This is a genomic window from Caloranaerobacter azorensis DSM 13643 (genome assembly GCF_900129995.1).
GTDB classification, from domain to species: domain Bacteria; phylum Bacillota; class Clostridia; order Tissierellales; family Thermohalobacteraceae; genus Caloranaerobacter; species Caloranaerobacter azorensis.
Genome location: NZ_FQXO01000017.1, coordinates 21,349 through 39,550, shown reverse-complemented (window position 1 = coordinate 39,550; position 18,202 = coordinate 21,349). Strand labels below are relative to the sequence as shown.

Annotated in this window: 14 protein-coding genes; 12 read left to right on the top strand and 2 right to left on the bottom strand. The window is 30.1% G+C overall.

Annotation, left to right across the window (positions count from 1 at the left end; all coding sequences use genetic code 11):
* Positions 1-460 precede the first annotated feature (460 nt).
* From BUB51_RS04195 to BUB51_RS04165, 7 genes are all read left to right on the top strand, one after another.
* Positions 461-2,194 carry an alpha-glycosidase gene (locus BUB51_RS04195; protein ID WP_073195762.1) on the top strand — a complete coding sequence of 578 codons (1,734 nt, stop codon included), beginning with the start codon at positions 461-463 and terminating at the stop codon, positions 2,192-2,194.
* Positions 2,195-2,314: 120 nt separating this feature from the next.
* Positions 2,315-3,604 carry a maltose ABC transporter substrate-binding protein gene (locus tag BUB51_RS04190; protein ID WP_073195760.1) on the top strand — a complete coding sequence of 430 codons (1,290 nt, stop codon included), beginning with the start codon at positions 2,315-2,317 and terminating at the stop codon, positions 3,602-3,604.
* Between the two features lie 95 nt (positions 3,605-3,699).
* Positions 3,700-4,989: a carbohydrate ABC transporter permease gene (locus tag BUB51_RS04185; RefSeq protein ID WP_035163436.1), complete on the top strand. Its 1,290-nt coding sequence runs from the start codon at positions 3,700-3,702 to the stop codon at positions 4,987-4,989.
* Positions 4,989-5,861: a sugar ABC transporter permease gene (locus BUB51_RS04180; protein ID WP_073195758.1), complete on the top strand. Its 873-nt coding sequence runs from the start codon at positions 4,989-4,991 to the stop codon at positions 5,859-5,861. Before BUB51_RS04185 ends, BUB51_RS04180 begins: the two co-directional genes overlap by 1 nt.
* 112 nt (positions 5,862-5,973) lie before the next feature.
* Complete coding sequence (locus BUB51_RS04175; protein ID WP_073195756.1) at positions 5,974-6,978, top strand: LacI family DNA-binding transcriptional regulator; 1,005 nt, start codon at positions 5,974-5,976, stop codon at positions 6,976-6,978.
* A 100-nt stretch (positions 6,979-7,078) separates the two neighbouring features.
* Positions 7,079-8,974 carry a type I pullulanase gene (gene pulA / locus BUB51_RS04170; RefSeq protein ID WP_073195755.1) on the top strand — a complete coding sequence of 632 codons (1,896 nt, stop codon included), beginning with the start codon at positions 7,079-7,081 and terminating at the stop codon, positions 8,972-8,974.
* 434 nt (positions 8,975-9,408) lie between these two features.
* The gene (locus BUB51_RS04165; protein WP_073195753.1) at positions 9,409-10,089 is read left to right on the top strand and encodes a hypothetical protein; all 681 of its coding nucleotides are present in this window, start codon (positions 9,409-9,411) and stop codon (positions 10,087-10,089) included.
* A gap of 149 nt (positions 10,090-10,238) precedes the next feature.
* Here BUB51_RS04165 and BUB51_RS04160 read toward each other — a convergent pair whose 3' ends face one another.
* Positions 10,239-11,711, bottom strand: a complete 1,473-nt coding sequence (locus tag BUB51_RS04160; RefSeq protein ID WP_073195751.1) for an alpha-amylase family glycosyl hydrolase — start codon at positions 11,709-11,711, stop codon at positions 10,239-10,241.
* A 95-nt stretch (positions 11,712-11,806) separates the two neighbouring features.
* On the opposite strand from BUB51_RS04160, the gene BUB51_RS04155 reads away from it, so the two are divergent.
* The 3 genes from BUB51_RS04155 to BUB51_RS04145 all read left to right on the top strand — a co-directional run bounded on the left by BUB51_RS04155 (position 11,807) and on the right by BUB51_RS04145 (position 16,525).
* Positions 11,807-13,759 (top strand): amylo-alpha-1,6-glucosidase, encoded by a 1,953-nt coding sequence (locus BUB51_RS04155; RefSeq protein ID WP_073195749.1) that lies wholly within the window; start codon positions 11,807-11,809, stop codon positions 13,757-13,759.
* 48 nt (positions 13,760-13,807) lie between these two features.
* Entirely contained in the window at positions 13,808-16,081 is a 2,274-nt protein-coding gene (locus BUB51_RS04150; RefSeq protein WP_073195747.1) for a glycoside hydrolase family 31 protein, read from the top strand.
* A gap of 69 nt (positions 16,082-16,150) precedes the next feature.
* Positions 16,151-16,525 (top strand): hypothetical protein, encoded by a 375-nt coding sequence (locus BUB51_RS04145; protein ID WP_073195745.1) that lies wholly within the window; start codon positions 16,151-16,153, stop codon positions 16,523-16,525.
* A 69-nt stretch (positions 16,526-16,594) separates the two neighbouring features.
* Here BUB51_RS04145 and BUB51_RS04140 read toward each other — a convergent pair whose 3' ends face one another.
* A complete protein-coding gene (locus tag BUB51_RS04140; RefSeq protein WP_278294080.1) occupies positions 16,595-17,215 on the bottom strand; it encodes a site-2 protease family protein in 621 nt (206 codons plus the stop codon).
* A 243-nt stretch (positions 17,216-17,458) separates the two neighbouring features.
* On the opposite strand from BUB51_RS04140, the gene BUB51_RS04135 reads away from it, so the two are divergent.
* Together BUB51_RS04135 and BUB51_RS12985 are read left to right on the top strand one after the other, a co-directional pair.
* Positions 17,459-17,989, top strand: a complete 531-nt coding sequence (locus tag BUB51_RS04135) for an ATP-binding cassette domain-containing protein (protein WP_073195741.1) — start codon at positions 17,459-17,461, stop codon at positions 17,987-17,989.
* On the top strand, positions 17,976-18,152 hold the full coding sequence (locus BUB51_RS12985) for an ATP-binding cassette domain-containing protein (protein ID WP_159430375.1): 177 nt from the start codon (positions 17,976-17,978) through the stop codon (positions 18,150-18,152). Before BUB51_RS04135 ends, BUB51_RS12985 begins: the two co-directional genes overlap by 14 nt.
* Positions 18,153-18,202: the final 50 nt, after the last annotated feature.

Here is an 18,202-nt window from a genome sequence, read left to right as displayed (position 1 = left end):
ATGTTTATAATAATAGCATTTAATCTTATGCAATTATATTTCTTTAGGTGTATTAGAGGATTTAGAAAGAAAAGAATGTTGCAGATAGATATTATTGAAGATATAAGAGATGAAAGATTTACTATAGAAGCTGATTGGATAAATCCAATATTTGAAAAAACATAATTAAAAATAAAACTGGAAATTGATTATTAAAATTTCTTGGGGTAGGGGGAGGTGTAACTATTTTTAAGACCTATCGGTCTACAGGCTTCCCAGTTATTCAAGTAAATGTTAAAAAATAAAATTTTAGTAAAAACAAATTTTTTACTGGAAATTTGATGCGAAATCTCTGTCATTTTAAAAAGTTTATTGACACATAAATATCAAAGTGGTATAATATCGATGCAAACGGTTGCATTACTTTTTATTTTCTAATTTGTTTTTTAACTTAAGAAAAATTTTTATTAAGAGGTGAGATATGAATTTACAAGCGATTTATCATAGGCCCAAAAGCAATTTCTGTTATGCATATGATGAAAATGTTATCCATATAAGATTAAGAGCTGCAAAAGGAGATATAAAAAAGGCTGTTTTGATATATGGAGATAAGTATAATTGGGAAAAAAGACAAGAGTTAAATATGAAATTAGTGTGTTCTGATGACCTTTATGATTATTTTATGGTAGAAGTTAGTCCTGAAAGCAAAAGATTAGCATATTATTTTAAGGTTGAAGGAGGCGAGGGAGAATTTTATTTTACTGAATGGGGACTTATAAAAGATATTGAGGAAAAAGAAGTATATCTACATTTTTTTCAATATCCGTATATGAATAAAGAAGATATTCATAAAGTACCAGAATGGGTTAAGGATACAGTTTTTTATCAAATATTTCCCGAAAGATTTTTTAATGGAGATACTTCAAATGATCCAGATGAATTGACAGAGTGGGGAGAGTTACCTACTTCTGGCAGCTTTTATGGTGGAGATTTAAGAGGTATTATTGAAAAACTTGATTATTTAGAGGAATTAGGTATTAATGGGATTTACCTTACTCCTATATTTGAATCACCGACTAATCATAAATACGATACTAAAGATTATTTTAAAGTGGATCCTCATTTTGGAGATTTAGAAACTTTAAAGGAGTTAGTTTCTAAGTGCCATGAAAGAGGTATAAAGGTCATATTAGATGCGGTATTTAATCATTGCGGTTATTTTTTTGAGCCGTTTCAAGATGTTATTAAAAGAGGCAAAGAATCGCCTTATTATGATTGGTTTCATATACGCAAATGGCCAATAGAAACGGATCCTCCGAGTTATGATACATTTGCATTTACATATCGTATGCCTAAATTAAATACATCTAATCCAGAAGTGAGAGAATATTTACTAAAAGTTGCTAGGTATTGGATAGAAGAGGCAGATATTGACGGATGGAGATTAGATGTATCGGATGAAGTTAGTCATGATTTTTGGAGAGAATTTAGGAAGGTTGTAAAAGAAGCTAAAAAGGATGCATATATAGTGGGTGAACTTTGGCTTGATGCTTATCCGTGGCTTAAAGGTGATCAATTCGATGCAGTAATGAATTATCCTGTTATGAGAGCCTTATTACAGTATTTTGCTTATGGGAATATTTCGGATAGTCAGTTTAAAGAATTAATCAATAAAGTTAGAATGAGAAATACTAAACAAGTTAATGATGTTATGCTTAATCTAATGGAGAGTCATGATACCTCAAGATTTTTGACGGAATGTAATGGGGATGCAGATAAATTAATGATGGCAGTTACATTTTTGTTAACCTATGAAGGAGTACCTTGTATATATTATGGTACTGAAATCGGTATAGAAGGTGGACACGATCCAGATTGTAGAAGAACGATGGAATGGAATAAAGAAAATTGGAATTTAAAGCTGTTTAATCACTATAAAAAACTGATTGGACTTAGAAAACAGAATAAGGCGTTGAGAAGAGGAAAATTTGAATGGCTTGATAATATAGAGGGTGTAATAGGATTTACTAGAGAGTATGAAGATGAAAAAGTATTTGTTTTAATTAATAACAGTAATTTCGATAAAAAGGTAACATTAGAAGTCAATGGTATATATGTTGATAAATTAACAGGAGATGTTTTTAAATCAGATAATGATTTATGCATTGATATACCTATGTATTCTGCTAGGATTCTTGCTCTTTGTAGCAATTAAAAAAAGTTTGACATCTTTTTAAAAAAGATTTATAATAAATTATGCAAACGGTTGCAGAAATGGGCAACTGTAAAATAAAAAATAAATTATTTAATACAATTCTAGAGAAGGGGGATTTATATGAAAAAGTTTTTAAGTTTTCTACTTATTGCTGTACTAGTATTTTCGCTAGTAGGATGCGGCGCTAAAGAAGAGCCAGCGCAAAACAATAAAGAGAGTAAACAGGAAAATACAAATCAACAAAGTGCATCAAATGAGTTAACTCCTGAACCAGGTGCAAAATTAGTTGTTTGGGAGAGTGAAGGTCCAGAATCAGATTGGATAAAATATGTAGCTGAAAAATTTAAAGAAAAATACGGTGTAGAAGTTACTTATGAAGCAGTTCCTAATACAGATGCAAAGAATAAGTTAGCTACAGATGGCCCTGCAGGAGTAGGTGCCGATGTATTTGTTGCTCCACACGATCATACTGGAGAATTAGTGACTTCAGGTTTAGTACAAGTTAACGATGTAACTGCTGATAGAGTGAAAAATGACTTTATGAAAGCTGCTGCAGATGGTGTTACTTTTGAAGGACAAGTATATGGATACCCATTAGCTATAGAAACATATGCTTTGTTCTATAATAAAGATTTAATTTCAAAGGCACCTGAAACTTTTGAAGAGATTATAGAATTTGCTAAAAAGTATAATAATCCAGATGAAAACAAGTATGCTTTAATGTGGGATGTTGCAAACGCTTATTTCTCACATAGTTTTATAGCTGGTAATGGCGGATATGTATTTGGTAATGGTGGAACGAATAAAGATGATATAGGTTTAAATAGTGATGCTGCTGTTGAAGGTGCTAAATTTATGGTATCGTTAAAAGAGATATTACCATTAAATTCGGCTGACACCAACTACCAAATTATGGATGGTTTATTCTCAGAAGGTAAAGCAGCTATGATAATAAATGGGCCTTGGGCAGTTAAAGGTTATCAAGAAGCAGGAGTTAACTTTGGTATAGCTCCACTACCAAAATTACCGGGAGGAAAGCATCCAGCAAGTTTTTCTGGTATTAGATCAATATTTGTAAGTTCATACACTAAATATCCAAATGCGGCTAAATTATTTGCTAAATTTGCAACTTCAGATGAAATGTTATTAAAGAGATTTGAAATAACTAAACAGATACCGCCTGTTAAATCTCTTATGAATGAAGATATTATTAAGAATGATGATGTTGTTGCACCATTCTTAGCTCAAGCTCAATATGCGGTTCCAATGCCTTCAATTCCACAAATGGGAGTTGTATGGGAACCATACGGTGCTGCGTTTGCATCAATGTGGAATGATGGAGTAGATCCAAAAGAGGCATTAGATAATGCTGTTCAGACTGTTAAAGAAGCAATAGCGTCACAAGAATAAGACTAGACTAGAATGAAATAGTAAAGAATCTAGTCATTTACGGTATCGTAAATGGCTAGATTTTTTTAAAGAAGATTTGTGGTAGGAGGGAGAAGATGAAAAAGTCTACTAAAGCTGCACTATTATCTACAGTATTCATGGGACTAGGGCAATTTTATAACAGAGAGATTATAAAGGGTATAATTTTTTCTGCGTTTGAGCTTATAATACTTATTTTTACTATTCCATATTTTAAGCATTCTATTTGGGGATTGATTACGCTAGGAGAAAAACCTTTACATTTTGTAAATGGTATAGCTCAAGGAGATCATTCGATTATTCTATTGATACAAGGCATTATTTCTTTGTTATTGATAGGATTGCTTATAGTAATTTATATTATAAATATAAAAGATGCTAAAAATACAGCCGAGCTTATTGAAAGAGGAGAAGAAAGAAGAACATTCAAAGAGTTTTTAAAGTATGTTTGGGATAAATATTTCCCAATGTTCATGCTTACTCCAACTATTTTAGCAGTTACTTTTGTAACATTACTACCTATAATCTTTACTTTCTGTATTGCATTTACTAATTATTCAAGTCCATATCATTTACCACCAAGAAGTTTAGTCGACTGGGTAGGATTAAAAAACTTCCGAAATTTAGTAAAATTAAAGATTTGGAGTTCAACATTTTTTGGAGTTGCTAAATGGACAGTTGTTTGGGCAGTTTTAGCGACTATTACAACATATTTCGGAGGATTATTCCTAGCATTATTAACTAATGCAAAAGGTATTAAATTTAAGAGAGTTTGGAGAAGTATATTTATATTACCATATGCTATACCGGGATTTTTATCTTTATTAGTAATGCGTTTAATGTTCAGTGGTCCTGGTCCAATAAATAATTTATTAGTTAAGTTTGATATAGCTCGTATTTCTTGGCTTACAGACCCTACTTTAGCCAAAATAGTTATACTACTTGTAAATATGTGGTTAGGTTCACCATATTTTATGGTATTAATGTCTGGTATTTTAACTAATATTCCTAAAGATTTATATGAGGCTGCAGATATAGATGGGGCTACAAACAGACAAAAATTCTATAAAATTACTTTACCAATGATATTCTATCAAACAGCACCTTATTTAATACTATCTTTTGCTTATAACTTCAACAATTTTAATAATATATACTTATTAACAGATGGAGGACCTGTAAATCCTGCATATAAATATGCTGGACATACAGATATTTTAGTTTCTTGGATTTACAAATTGACATTAAATCAAAACCAATTCCATATGGCTGCAGTAATATCAATAATAATATTCTTTATAGTAGCTAGTATATCATCATATAGTTTTGTTAAAACAAAATCCTTTAAAGAGGAGGATATGATATAATGATAGTTTTACCAGTAGAAAAAAACACGGCAGATAATAGGAGTAAGTTATCAAAATATTTGTCAAAGATTGTATTATATGCTGTTCTGTTATTTTTATCATTCATTGTACTTGCACCGGTTGTATGGATAATAGGTTCATCATTAAATCCTGGAAATAGTTTATATGGTTCTACTTTGATACCTAAAAATCCAACTTTGATACATTATAAAGAATTGTTTACAAAAACGAATTTTGTAAGATGGTATCTTAATACTCTAAAGATTGCAACAATAAACATGATATTATCAGTTATATTTACTACTATAACAGCTTATGTATTCTCAAGATTTAAATTTAAGGGTAAAAAAGTAGGATTAGTAAGTATGCTTATTTTGCAAATGTTTCCGAGTTTCTTATCTATGACTGCTATATACGTATTATTAATGCAGATAGGTCTTTTAAATACTCATTTGGGATTAATACTTGTATATGCAGGTGGACAAATACCATATAATGCATGGTTAGTTAAAGGATATTTTGATGGTATACCGAAGAGTTTAGACGAAGCTGCTAGAATAGATGGAGCTTCAAATCTAACTATATTCAGAAAGATTATTTTACCAGTAGCAAAACCAATAATTACTTTTATTGCATTGACTCAATTTACTGCTCCTTGGATGGATTATATTTTACCAAGATTAATATTAAGAAGTGCCGATAAAAAGACTTTGGCTATGGCTTTATATGAAATGGTAACTGGACAGCAAAACACTAAATTTACTTTATTTGCAGCAGGTTCTATATTAGTTGCTATACCGATAACTTTATTGTTTATTTATCTACAAAAACATATAGTAGAAGGTTTATCGGCTGGAGCTACGAAGAGTTAAAATTAAAATTGAAAAAGTATTGTACAATTAATATAATTTATAATGTATGAAATGTTTAAATTAACAATATATTAAAAATTAGGCAATAAAATAAAAGTAGGAAGTGAATACTATGCCTGTTACAATAAAAGATGTTGCCAAATTGGCAAATGTATCTCCATCGACAGTTTCTAGGGTTATTGCCGATCACCCAAAAATAAGTGATGAAACGAAGAAAAAAGTATTCGAGGCAATGCAAAAATTAAATTATTACCCTAATGCCATTGCGAGGAGTTTAGCAAATAAATCAACTAAAACTTTAGGATTGATATTGCCGAATGCCGAAGAAGATTTATTTATAAATCCATTCTTTATTCAGGCAATGAGAGGAATAAGTGTCTATGCTCAAAAAAAGGGTTACTATATAATGTATACTTATAGTAATAATGAGAATGAAGAAATAGATTTTATTAAAAATTATATTTACAGTAAATGGGTGGACGGTATAATCCTTTTAACTGCAAGAGAGAACGATAGATGTATTGAATATTTAAAAGATAATGAAAAATATCCATTTGTTGTAGTCGGTAGGCCTGAAAAATCAGATGGAATATTGTGGGTAGACAACAACAACTTTAAAGCTATGTATGATGTTGTCAATTACTTAATTAATAAAGGGCATAGAGATATAGCTTTTATCGGTGGACCCCATACTCTTAACGTTACTAGAGACAGATTGGACGGATATTTGAGAGCGCTTAAGGTACATGGGATTTCTGTTGATGAAAAGCTTATCTATGAGCAAGTTGACTTTACAGAAATGAAGGGTTATGAAGCTATGATGGAGATTTTAGATTATAAAGAACCTTCTGCTGTTGTTACAACAGATGATTTGATAGCTTTTGGTGTTCTAAAAGCTATAAAAGAGAAAGCGGCAAACAAAATAGCGGTTGTTGGGTTTAATAATACGCCTTTAGCTGAATATCAGCAGCCAAAGCTTACTTCGGTAGATATTAAGGCTGAAGAATTAGGGTATTATGCGGCGAAGCTATTAATTGGAAAGCTCGAAAATGAAGATATTGGAACAAATCATTATATAATCGATACAGAGTTAATAGAGAGAGAATCGACTCTATAATTGTAAATATGTTAATGCAGATATTCGTGGGTTTTGCTGATCAGAATTCTAAAAAAATACTACTGCATATCATAAAGACTTCAAGGAAAGGGATGTAGAAATGAGAAAGGTACTAGAGAGCGAGGAATTTGTATATGACGGAGATGATTTAGGTGCTACATATACTAAAGAGTATACAGTTTTCAAAGTATGGTCGCCTGTTGCAGAGAGTATGAAGGTAGTTATTTATGATGACTATAAAGACAGTGTAGGTAAAGTATATCCGATGTCAAAAGGTGAAAAAGGTGTTTGGGAATTTAAACTTTACGGGGATTACAAGAATAAATACTACAATTATAGAGTTACTATTAATGGAGTAGAGAAGGAAACTCCAGATCCTTATGCTAAAGGAGCAACTGTAAATGGGGAAATGGGTATGATAGTAGATTTTGATTCTATAAATCCTGAAGGTTGGGACGAACATGAAATTCCAGCTCCAATAAAACCAACTGAAGCGGTTATATATGAAATGCATGTAAGAGATTTTTCTGTAGATGAGGATTCTGGGATAAAGCATAAAGGAAAATATTTAGCTTTTACAGAAAAGGGAACTAGAGGGCCAAATGGAGAAATTACAGGACTCGATTATTTAAAAGAGTTAGGTATTACTCATATACATTTACTTCCAGTATATGATTTTGCCAGTGTAGATGAAACTAAAGAAGGAGAGTATAACTGGGGATATGATCCTTACTTATATAATGTACCTGAAGGTTCTTATTCTACAAATCCTTATGATGGGACTGTGAGAATAAAGGAATTCAAAGAAATGGTTAAGGCATTACATGAAAATGGAATAAGAGTAGTAATGGATGTTGTATTTAATCATACTTATACAACTGGAAATTCTCCATTTGATATACTCGTACCTAAATATTACTATAGAACGGATTCATCGGGTAAATATACGAATGGTTCAGGATGCGGAAATGAAACAGCATCTGAAAAGCCTATGATGAGAAAATTTATAGTAGATTCGGTTAAATTCTGGGCTACTGAATATAAAATAGATGGATTTAGATTCGACTTAATGGCTTTACATGATATTGATACTATGAGAGAAGTAGAAAAACAGTTAAGAAAGATTAATCCGAATATATTAATTTATGGAGAGCCTTGGACCGGAGGCCCATCATCATTATCTCCAACCAAACAGTTAAAAAAAGGTAAGCAGAAGGGTATGGGCATAGCAGTATTTAATGATGATTTTAGAAATGCTATAAAAGGAGACAATGATGGAGAAGGAGTAGGCTTTGTAAATGGTGGAGCAGGATTAGAAGATGAAATAAAAAAAGGAATAGTCGGAATGATTGATTACAGCAGCAGAATAAAAGGATTTACAAAAGAGCCTACTGAAACTATAAATTATGTAAGTTGTCATGATAATCTATGTCTGTTTGACAAATTTGAAAAGAGCAATCCAAATGCTACTTCTGAAGAAAGAGAAAAGATGAATAGGTTAGCGTTATCGATGGTTTTAACATCACAGGGAATACCTTTTATACAAGGCGGTACTGAAATATTAAGAACAAAACATGGCAACCATAATAGCTTTAGAGCCGGTGATGAGATTAATAAAATAGATTGGAGTAATAAAAATAAATATAGAGAAACTTATGAATATATAAAAGGGTTGATTGCATTAAGAAAAAGTCAAAAAGTAATGACATTAGATAAAGCAGAAGATATTAAAAAATATCTAAAGTTTATTGAAGCTCCGAAAAATTCAGTAGCATATTTATTAACTTCTCCATATGAAGGCGACTTTAAAAATATATTGATTATTCATAATGCTAATAGAGAAGAAATAGAAATTAAACTTCCACTAGAAGGTAAGTGGAGTATAATATCTAATGAAAAAGAGGTAAATGTAGAGGGAGTTAATGGTGCATATGAAGCTGTTGAGAGCGTAAAAGTAGCACCATTGTCAACCTATATTTTAATAAAAACTAATTAAAGGGCAGCCAATCTTGGCTGCTTTAGACTGTTGACAAACTTATATTTTTCAATATTTATGAAAATGAAAGTGAATGCTTGAAAGAATTTAGTTAAAAAACTAGGTGAAAATTTTCAAGAAAATCCGTAGGATTAGCATGGATGCTAAGCCAGCTTCCAGAGTCAGGATGACTCATTGGAAGCGTTAGGATTTTCTAAAAATTTGAGCCTTAAGTTTTTTCTAAATTCGTCCGCATGAGCGTCATTTTCATAAAATATTTTACTTTGTCAACAAGTTCGAGCAGCCCAATATTGGCTGCTTTTTTAGTGTCTTTAAGGACTGTTCAATTATTTAGAATTTTTTCGTTCTTGATATTAAAAAGTATTAATTTATATTGATATTTGTAAAATTATGTAATAATATATTTGTACCAATTTGAGGGGATATGGGAAAAAATGAAAAAATATATTTTTTTCTTTTTTGTCTTATTTATTGTCTTACTTACAGCTTGTTCTACGAGACAGAATACTGATGTTTCAAAAAAAGATATATCCGTAAATAGAGAAGATGGTAAGACGTTTTTGATAAATCATCAACCGGAAGAGTTAAATAAAAAATTAGCTAAATTAGAAGTCGAATTTAAACAAATATCAGATAATAATCGAATAAGAATAATAAAAAATATATATTCAAACACATTAAATTCAGACTATAATATCATAATAGACAATCCTAAAGAATTATCTAAAAATGAATATGTTTATTGTATAGGGTTTGAAATTATTTCTGAAGATGGCGAACAGATTCTTCATAGAAGTAATTTAACGTTATATTATCAGATAGAAGAAAGAGCTCAACCATTAAAATTTTATTTGGAATTTAAGAGCGAATTGCAGGTTGATCCTATAGATGAGGTTCAAGAGATACCTAAAGAGCTAAATGAAGAATGTATGAAGATGAACGATTTTTTGGTAAATTCTTTTGAAAAAATGTTAATCGATTATTTTTCATTACCCAAATTAGATTATAATAATCCTACATTTGAATACAGTAACGGCAAATTATCCAAAGTATATGTTGAGGGCGGAGGTTTTGAGTCACATTTTTATGTATATGAAAAAAATACTGAAAATTAGAAAACGACTACTTATTTTTATTGGATAAAATTTAGGCATAGTTAAGAACGGAATTTCATTTTATTCAATAAAGAGTATAGTATGAGAATTAAGGAAGGTAGATGAACTATTCATCTACCTTTTACTTAGTATATAAAAGGGGATTAGTTTTAATTAGAAGTTAAAATAATCACTTCTAAAGGTTTCATAGTAATATTTAAATTACCATTTTCAATATTATAAGTTTTACTACTTAACACATCAGTATATTTAGAACTATCATCTTTTAAATTAATAGTTATATTCTTTTCTTTATTTTGCAGGTTGTAAATCACAATAAACTTACTATTACCTTTTTTCCTCATATAAGAAAGAAAGTAACTATCATAGTTTAACAATTCAAATTCTCCATTATAAAGAGCTTCATTTGAATTTCTAATATGAGTCAACATTTTAAAGTAATTTAGCATTTCTGAATTACCAATCTTATCCCATTCCATATCCCTTCTATTGTCTGGATCATCTCCACCTTCCATAGCTATTTCTGTACCATAGTATATAATAGGTATTCCCGGATATGTCATTATAAAAGTTAAGGCCTGCTTTAAATAAGCTTCTCCATATTCTTTTGCTTCAGTAATTAATCTTTTATTATCGTGATTATCAACAAAAATTCCATTTAGTTCAGGATTAGTAAATGCTGATTGCATCTTTATAGCATTAACTAAACTATTTGCTTTACCAAATCTAGTAAAAGTTTTACGAAGTCCATTATAAAGTGGATAATTTGTTAAAGAATCTATTCCTATTTTATGATACTGTTCTAAATATCTAGGATTATCATTCCAAACTTCTCCGAGTAGGGAAAAATTCGGATATTTTGATTTAATATTATAGGCAAACTCATTCCAAAAATCTTTCGGAACGTGTTTAACAGTATCGAGCCTCATTCCATCTATTCCTGTTTGTTCAATCCACCATATAGCATTATCTATAAAATATTTTTTAACTTCAGGATTATTCTGATTTAGATCAGGCAAACCGAATATCCAGCCTTCTTCAAGTTGTTTTTGATCGTTCCAATTAGAAATATTCTTTTTCGGATGAAACCAATCTTTATATTTTTCATCATTTAACCATGGAGATTTATTTCCTGTGTGATTTACCACATAGTCTAGTATTACTTTAATATTTCTCTTATGTGCTTCTTGTACGAGTTCTTTTAAATCGCTTAATGTACCTAAATGTGGATCGACTTTATAAAAATCAGTAATCCAGTATCCATGATATCCGCCATATTGATTTTTGCAAACAGGAGTTATCCAAATAGCAGTTACACCTAGTGATTTTATGTAATCTAATTTTTCTATAATTCCCTTTAAATCGCCACCGTGATATGCTTTTGGATCATCTTTATTTACATCAGGGAAATCATTATTTTCTTTATCTTTATCATAGAAACGATCAGTCATTATAAAATATATTATGTCTTTTGAAGAAAAGGCACCACCGTCATTTTGAACTTCGTATTTAATTTCATTTGAACTATCACTTATTTGCTTATTTGTAACATTTTGATTTTGACAGCCTACAGAGAAAACTAGAGTAAATATTACAAGAAATATTACTAATTTTTTAGACATATAAAAACCCCCTTGACAATATTTTATTATATTTATAAAATAGATGCAACCGTTTGCATAAATTATGTTATAATATTTTTTAGGGGGGTGAAGAGTTGGAACTAGGATATCCAAATTGGAAGACTTTTAATGAAGGAATACAGAAAGAATATTTAATTACAAATGGACTTGGTAGTTTTTGTTCATCTACTATAATTGGGGCAAATATCAGAAAATATCATGGGCTGCTTAATGCTTCATTAGTGCCTCCAATAAAGAGACATTTATTATTGTCCAAAATAGATGAAACATTAGAAATAGATGGAGAGGAATACAAATTATTTTCTAACCAGTTTATTGGAAAGATAGACGATGGATATTTACAATTAAGAAGATTTAATAATTATCCTATTCCAAAGTTTATTTATGGAGTTAAAGATATTGTTATTAGTAAAGAAGTGGCGATGGAATATGAGAAAAATACTGTGGCTGTTGTATACAAAATAAATACCGGAAGTAAAAAAGTAAAAATGACATTTACTCCATATGTAAACTTTAGGGATCACCATGATGTCAGTAAAAAAGGTAGTTTTAAATATAACCAAAGTTATGAAAAAGGAACTTTAAAATTAACTGAAGAGAGTACAGGTTTAAATTTGAAAATAATTTCAAACTGTAGATACGAGGCAGATGAAGACTGGTCTTTGCCTATGTTCTATGAAAATGAAAGGTATAGAGGACTCGAAAGTATCGATTTTCATTTTATACCGGGTATTTTTCATTATGAAATGGAACCACATAAGAAGTATACTATAACTTTTTTAGCTACAATAGAGGACAGTATTGAATATACGGCAGAAGAAATAATTGAGAATGAAAAGAAAAGGCGTACAGAGTTAGTAGATAGAGCAGGATATTCAAATCCTCTTTTAAAGAATTTAGTATTGGCAAGTGATAATTTTATAGTTAAAAGAGAATCTACAAAAACTAAAACGGTAATTGCAGGCTATCCTTGGTTCACAGACTGGGGAAGAGATACTATGATAGCATTTACTGGACTTACTCTGACTACTAAGAGATTTGATGATGCTAAAGATATCTTATTAACATTTACGAAATATATTAAAGATGGAATAATACCGAATATGTTTCCAGATGAGAATACTCCACCTTTATATAATACAGCAGATGGAACATTATGGTTTTTCTATGCAGTATATAAATATCTTGAGTATACTAATGATTTAGAGACTGTTAAAGATAAGATATATCCTCATCTTGAAAGTATAATAAAGCATCATGTAAAAGGTACAATAAATAATATTTATATGGATGATGATGGACTTTTATCTGCTGGAGATGAGGGTACACAGTTAACTTGGATGGATGTCAAAGTTGGAGATTGGGTAGTTACTCCGAGACATGGGAAAGCAGTTGAAATTAATGCTCTTTGGTACAATGCTCTAAAAATTATGGAAGAAATATCGAACAGATTGGGATACGATGGTAGTGAATATGGACAATTAGCAGAAAAGGCTAAAAAGAGCTTTGTAGAGAAGTTTTGGAATGATAATGGCAAATATTTATACGATGTTATACAGAATGAAAAACCAGTAGACATAATTAGGCCAAATCAGATATTAGCTGTGAGTTTGCCATTTTCAATTCTTGATAGAGAGAAAGAGAAGTTAATAGTAGAGAAAGTATATGAAGAACTATATACTCCATTCGGATTAAGGAGTTTATCGAAAAAACATAAAGAATATATAGGGAAATATGGTGGAGATGTTCTAAAGAGAGATGGAGCATATCATCAGGGTACAGTCTGGGCTTGGTTGATAGGGCTTTTTGTTGAGGCATATGTAAAAGTAAATGACTATTCTAAAGAGAGTAAACTTAATGCAAAACATATGCTTGAGGAATTTTATTATCATATGCAAGATGCATGTATTGGCAATATATCAGAAATATTTGATGGAGATGAGCCTCACTATCCAAGGGGTTGTGTAGCTCAAGCATGGTCAGTTGGTGAAGTTTTAAGAACATATGTAGAAGTGGTTTTAGATTAGAAACTTTAAACAAACGAAGAACATTATGAAGAACTAAGGAGGTAAGTTATGATTAAAAAAACGGAATTCGGATATAAAATTGAAGGAGAAAAAGGCTTTTTAAACATCATTTTTTATGATAATAATATTGTACGCTTCGCATATAGCAATGACGGAGAGATACCAGTATCTACTCCTGCTATTGCAGTCGAACCTAAAGATATTGAATGCAGTCAAGAAGGCAATATAATTAAGACGAAAAGTCTTATAATAGAAATTGATAAAAAAAATTTACAGGTTAGTATATTTAATAAAAATGGGGAATTACTCAATAGAGATATAAGTGTGGATTTAGAAAAGTGTGAAATTGAAAAGGAAATTATTTGGGAAAAAGGGTTTTATGGACTAGGAGAGAAATATGGTTGGTTAAATAAGAAAGGAACTGAAACTTCAAATTGGAATACTGATGTTATGGGGATATTCCCAGTTCATAATGCAACTATTAAGAATTACCATACTTCTATACCTTTTTATATTGGATTAAGTAAGAAGTTATGCTATGGTATTTATTTTGACAACAGTTTCAGAACTTATTTTGATTTAGGGAAAACGAAAGATAATGTGTTAAAGTTTGGTGCAGATGGAGGGTATTTAGATTATTATTTTATATACGATGATAAAGTATCAGAAGTCGTTAAAGCGTATACTTATTTAACAGGAAGAATGCCTTTACCAAGAAAAGACTTTTTAGGATATCAGCAATGTAGATGGAGTTATGAAAATAGAGAAGAGTTAATGGAAATAGCTAAAAGAATGAGAGCAGAAAATATACCATGTGATGTACTTTATTTAGATATTGACTATATGAAAGACTATAAAGTCTTTACAGTAGATTCTGATAAGTTCTATGAATTTAAAGATATGGTATCAAAACTTAAAGGTATGGGCTTTAAACTTGTTGTTATAATAGATCCGGGTGTAAAAGTAGAAGATGGATATTGGGTATACGAACAGGGCAAGGAAAATGATTTTTATATAAAAGATAAGAATGGAGAAGTTTATATAGGCGAAGTATGGCCTGGCAAAGCTGTATTTCCTGATTTTTTAAGGGAAAAAGTTAGAAAATGGTGGGGAGAACTCCATTTAAGGTTAATAGGAGATGGTGTAGAAGGCTTTTGGAATGACATGAATGAACCTGCTGATTTTACTACGGAATCTAAAGTTGTTCCAGAGGATACGGTACATTTTAATGATCAAGGTGAAGAAAAGAGTCATGCAGAAATTCATAATTTATATGGTATGCTTGAGGCTATAGCTACTTATGAAGGAGTAAAAAGAATCAAACCTAATGTAAGGCCGTTTATATTGACTAGGGCGGCTTTTGCTGGGACTCAAAGATATGCAGCTCTTTGGACAGGAGATAACACGAGCATTTGGGAGCATTTAGAAGCGAGTATGCCTATGTTTATGAATTTAGGTTTAAGTGGATATTCATTTATAGGTGCAGATGTAGGTGGTTTTATTGGAGATGGTAATGGTGAGCTTTTAACTCGTTGGACACAATTAGGAGCATTTACGCCATTATTTAGAAATCACAGTGTAAAAGGTTCTATTAATCAAGAACCTTGGTGCTTTGGAGAAGAAGTTTTAGAAAACACAAGGAAATTTATTAAGATAAGATATAATTTTATAACTTATCTATATAATTTGATGAGAGAAAGTTCGATTAATGGACATCCAGCTATTAGGCCATTATTCTATCATTATCAAGATGATGAAGAAACATATAACATAAATGATCAATTTTTATTTGGAGAAAACATATTAATCTGTCCAATAACAAGGCCGTATACAAGAGTTAGAATGGTTTATCTTCCTAAAGGCATTTGGTACGATTATTGGACTTTAGAAAGATTCGAAGGTGGTAGATATATTATTAAGGAAGCTCCAATAGATTCAATGCCTATATTTATTAAAGCAGGGGCTATCATACCTACAGATAATGTAATGCAGTATATAGGAGAAAAAGAGCAGGAGATTACTATTAACTGTTATTTAGGACAAGATGGTGAATACACACTATATTTAGATGATGGAATTAGCTTTGATTATGAAAAAGGTAAATATACAGAGATAAAGTTTATAATGAAAGATAGTGAAAAAGAAGTTTCAATAACATCAGAAGTTATAAAAGATGGCTATAAAATTCCTAAAATGAAACTTAAAATTTTAGGATTAGATGAAAATAGTAAAGTTATTATGAATGGAGAAGAATTGAAATTAGATAATGAAAATACGATAGATATTGATAAATTAAATATAGATATAAAAATTATTAAGTAACATAAACCAAAAACCCCTCTCTAACATATAATAGTATCAAACTGGATTAGATAGAGAGGGGATTTTATTATGTATTATAACTATTCATATATGTACGAATATCCGGAAATATATCATGAGGTACTGCCAAAGGTTAGAGAGTGTATATACAGACATTATCCATATAGCTATAGAGTATATCCATACCCATACCCAAATCCATATCCTTATCTAGATGAAGATGAAGTGAGAATAATGGTTGATGAAGTATACGAAGAGATGATAAAAATATATCCAGAAATAGACAAAGATCCATTAGAAAATGGGAGGACTTCAGCTAGTAGAAGGCGCTATGGTAGGAGAAGATTATTTAAAGATTTAATATTTATTATATTATTAAATGAACTATTAAGAGGTAGAAGGCATCCTTACTATGGGTATCCAGGCTCAAGATACGGATATTAAAGAAAATAAGGGGACAGTTCTTCTGTATCCAAAATGATACACTAGAATCTGTCCCCTTGTATTTTTTTATTAAAAGAATAGATTTTCTAGAGCAAGATATATCATATGGATAGGTGGCCCTATTATTTTATCGATAAGATCTGTAATTATTAAAATAAAAAGTAATATTCTACCTTTATCATAAAATTCATAATAAAATGGTTTATCTTTAAGATCCAATATATCAAATAAAATATGCGATCCATCTAAAGGTGGTATAGGAATAAGATTAAATACAAATAGAACTATATTTATCCATACAGTATAATCGAAAATGTTCATTATTGTTTCATATAAACTATAAGGTAGAAAGTTAGGAGCATGATATAATATTTTCATTAGTAAAAGAAAGAATATCGCTATAAATAAATTTGCAAGCGGTCCTGCTATAGATACTAATATATCGTCTCTTTTTGGTTTTTTAAAATTGTATGGATTAATTTCAACTGGTTTTGCCCATCCGAATCCAGCAAGTATAATCATTAAAAATCCAATGATATCAATATGTACTAATGGACTGATTGAAAGCCTTCCTTGAAGTTTTGGAGTATCATCACCGAGCCATACAGCTGTTTGAGCATGTGCAAATTCATGAAGTGAAAATCCTAGCAAAACACCTGGAAGTATGTACAAAGTTTTAACTAAATTCAATAAAATCATCCTTTCTAGTTTATTATTGCTGACATTTTAAAATATAATTTTTAAATTTAATAATTAGCAAAAAAAAACGAGTAGTATCTGATAATTTAATAGTAAAACAGTGAAAAAAAGTTTTAGGAATTCAAAGCTATAATTATTATAGCTTAAAAACTAGAATAATTGAATAAGAAAATTTATAATATTTATTATATGTGTTTACATTATTATCAACATGCTAAAGTTTGTTATAAGAGAATGGACGAAATTTTAACCTTAAAGCCTGAACATAACGGAACTAAAATAATAGATGATATAGATTCAATCGAGTTAAAGGATTTATATTTTAGTTATAATAATAAAAGGGAACTCTATTTTGGACTTAATTTTTCTCTTAAAAAAGGTAAGATATATTGTTTAAAAGGAGAAAATGGTTCAGGAAAAAGTACTCTAATAGATATTATAACAGGACTTATATATGATTATAAAGGAGATGTTCTTTATAATAATATTTCTATAAAAGAACTAGATGCTAATTACTTAAGAAGGCATTTAATATCGATTGTAGAGCAAGAGCCAGATCTTATCAATATCCCTTTAAAAGAAAATTTGACTTTTGGTATTAAATCTTATGATAGAGATTATTTGAAAAGGTTATGTTCTGAATTTTACATTGAAAAGCGAATAGATAGTCATAACGAAAATTTAGATTTATCTGGCGGAGAAAAACAGAAAATAGCTTTTAGTAAGAGGAATATTAAAAAAGCCAAAATTTATGATATTAGATGAGCCGATATCTGCATTGGATTATAATAGTATACTTAAACTTAAGTCGATATTAAAAGAGGAAAAAAAGGACAAGATAATATTAATGATTACTCACAATGAAGAAATTGAAGACATTGTAGATGAATTTATTACATTAGGAAAGTACAAGTCATTGAGTTTTTAATAGAGGATTATATTTTTGGGAATAAGGGGACGGTTCTAATGTATACAGAA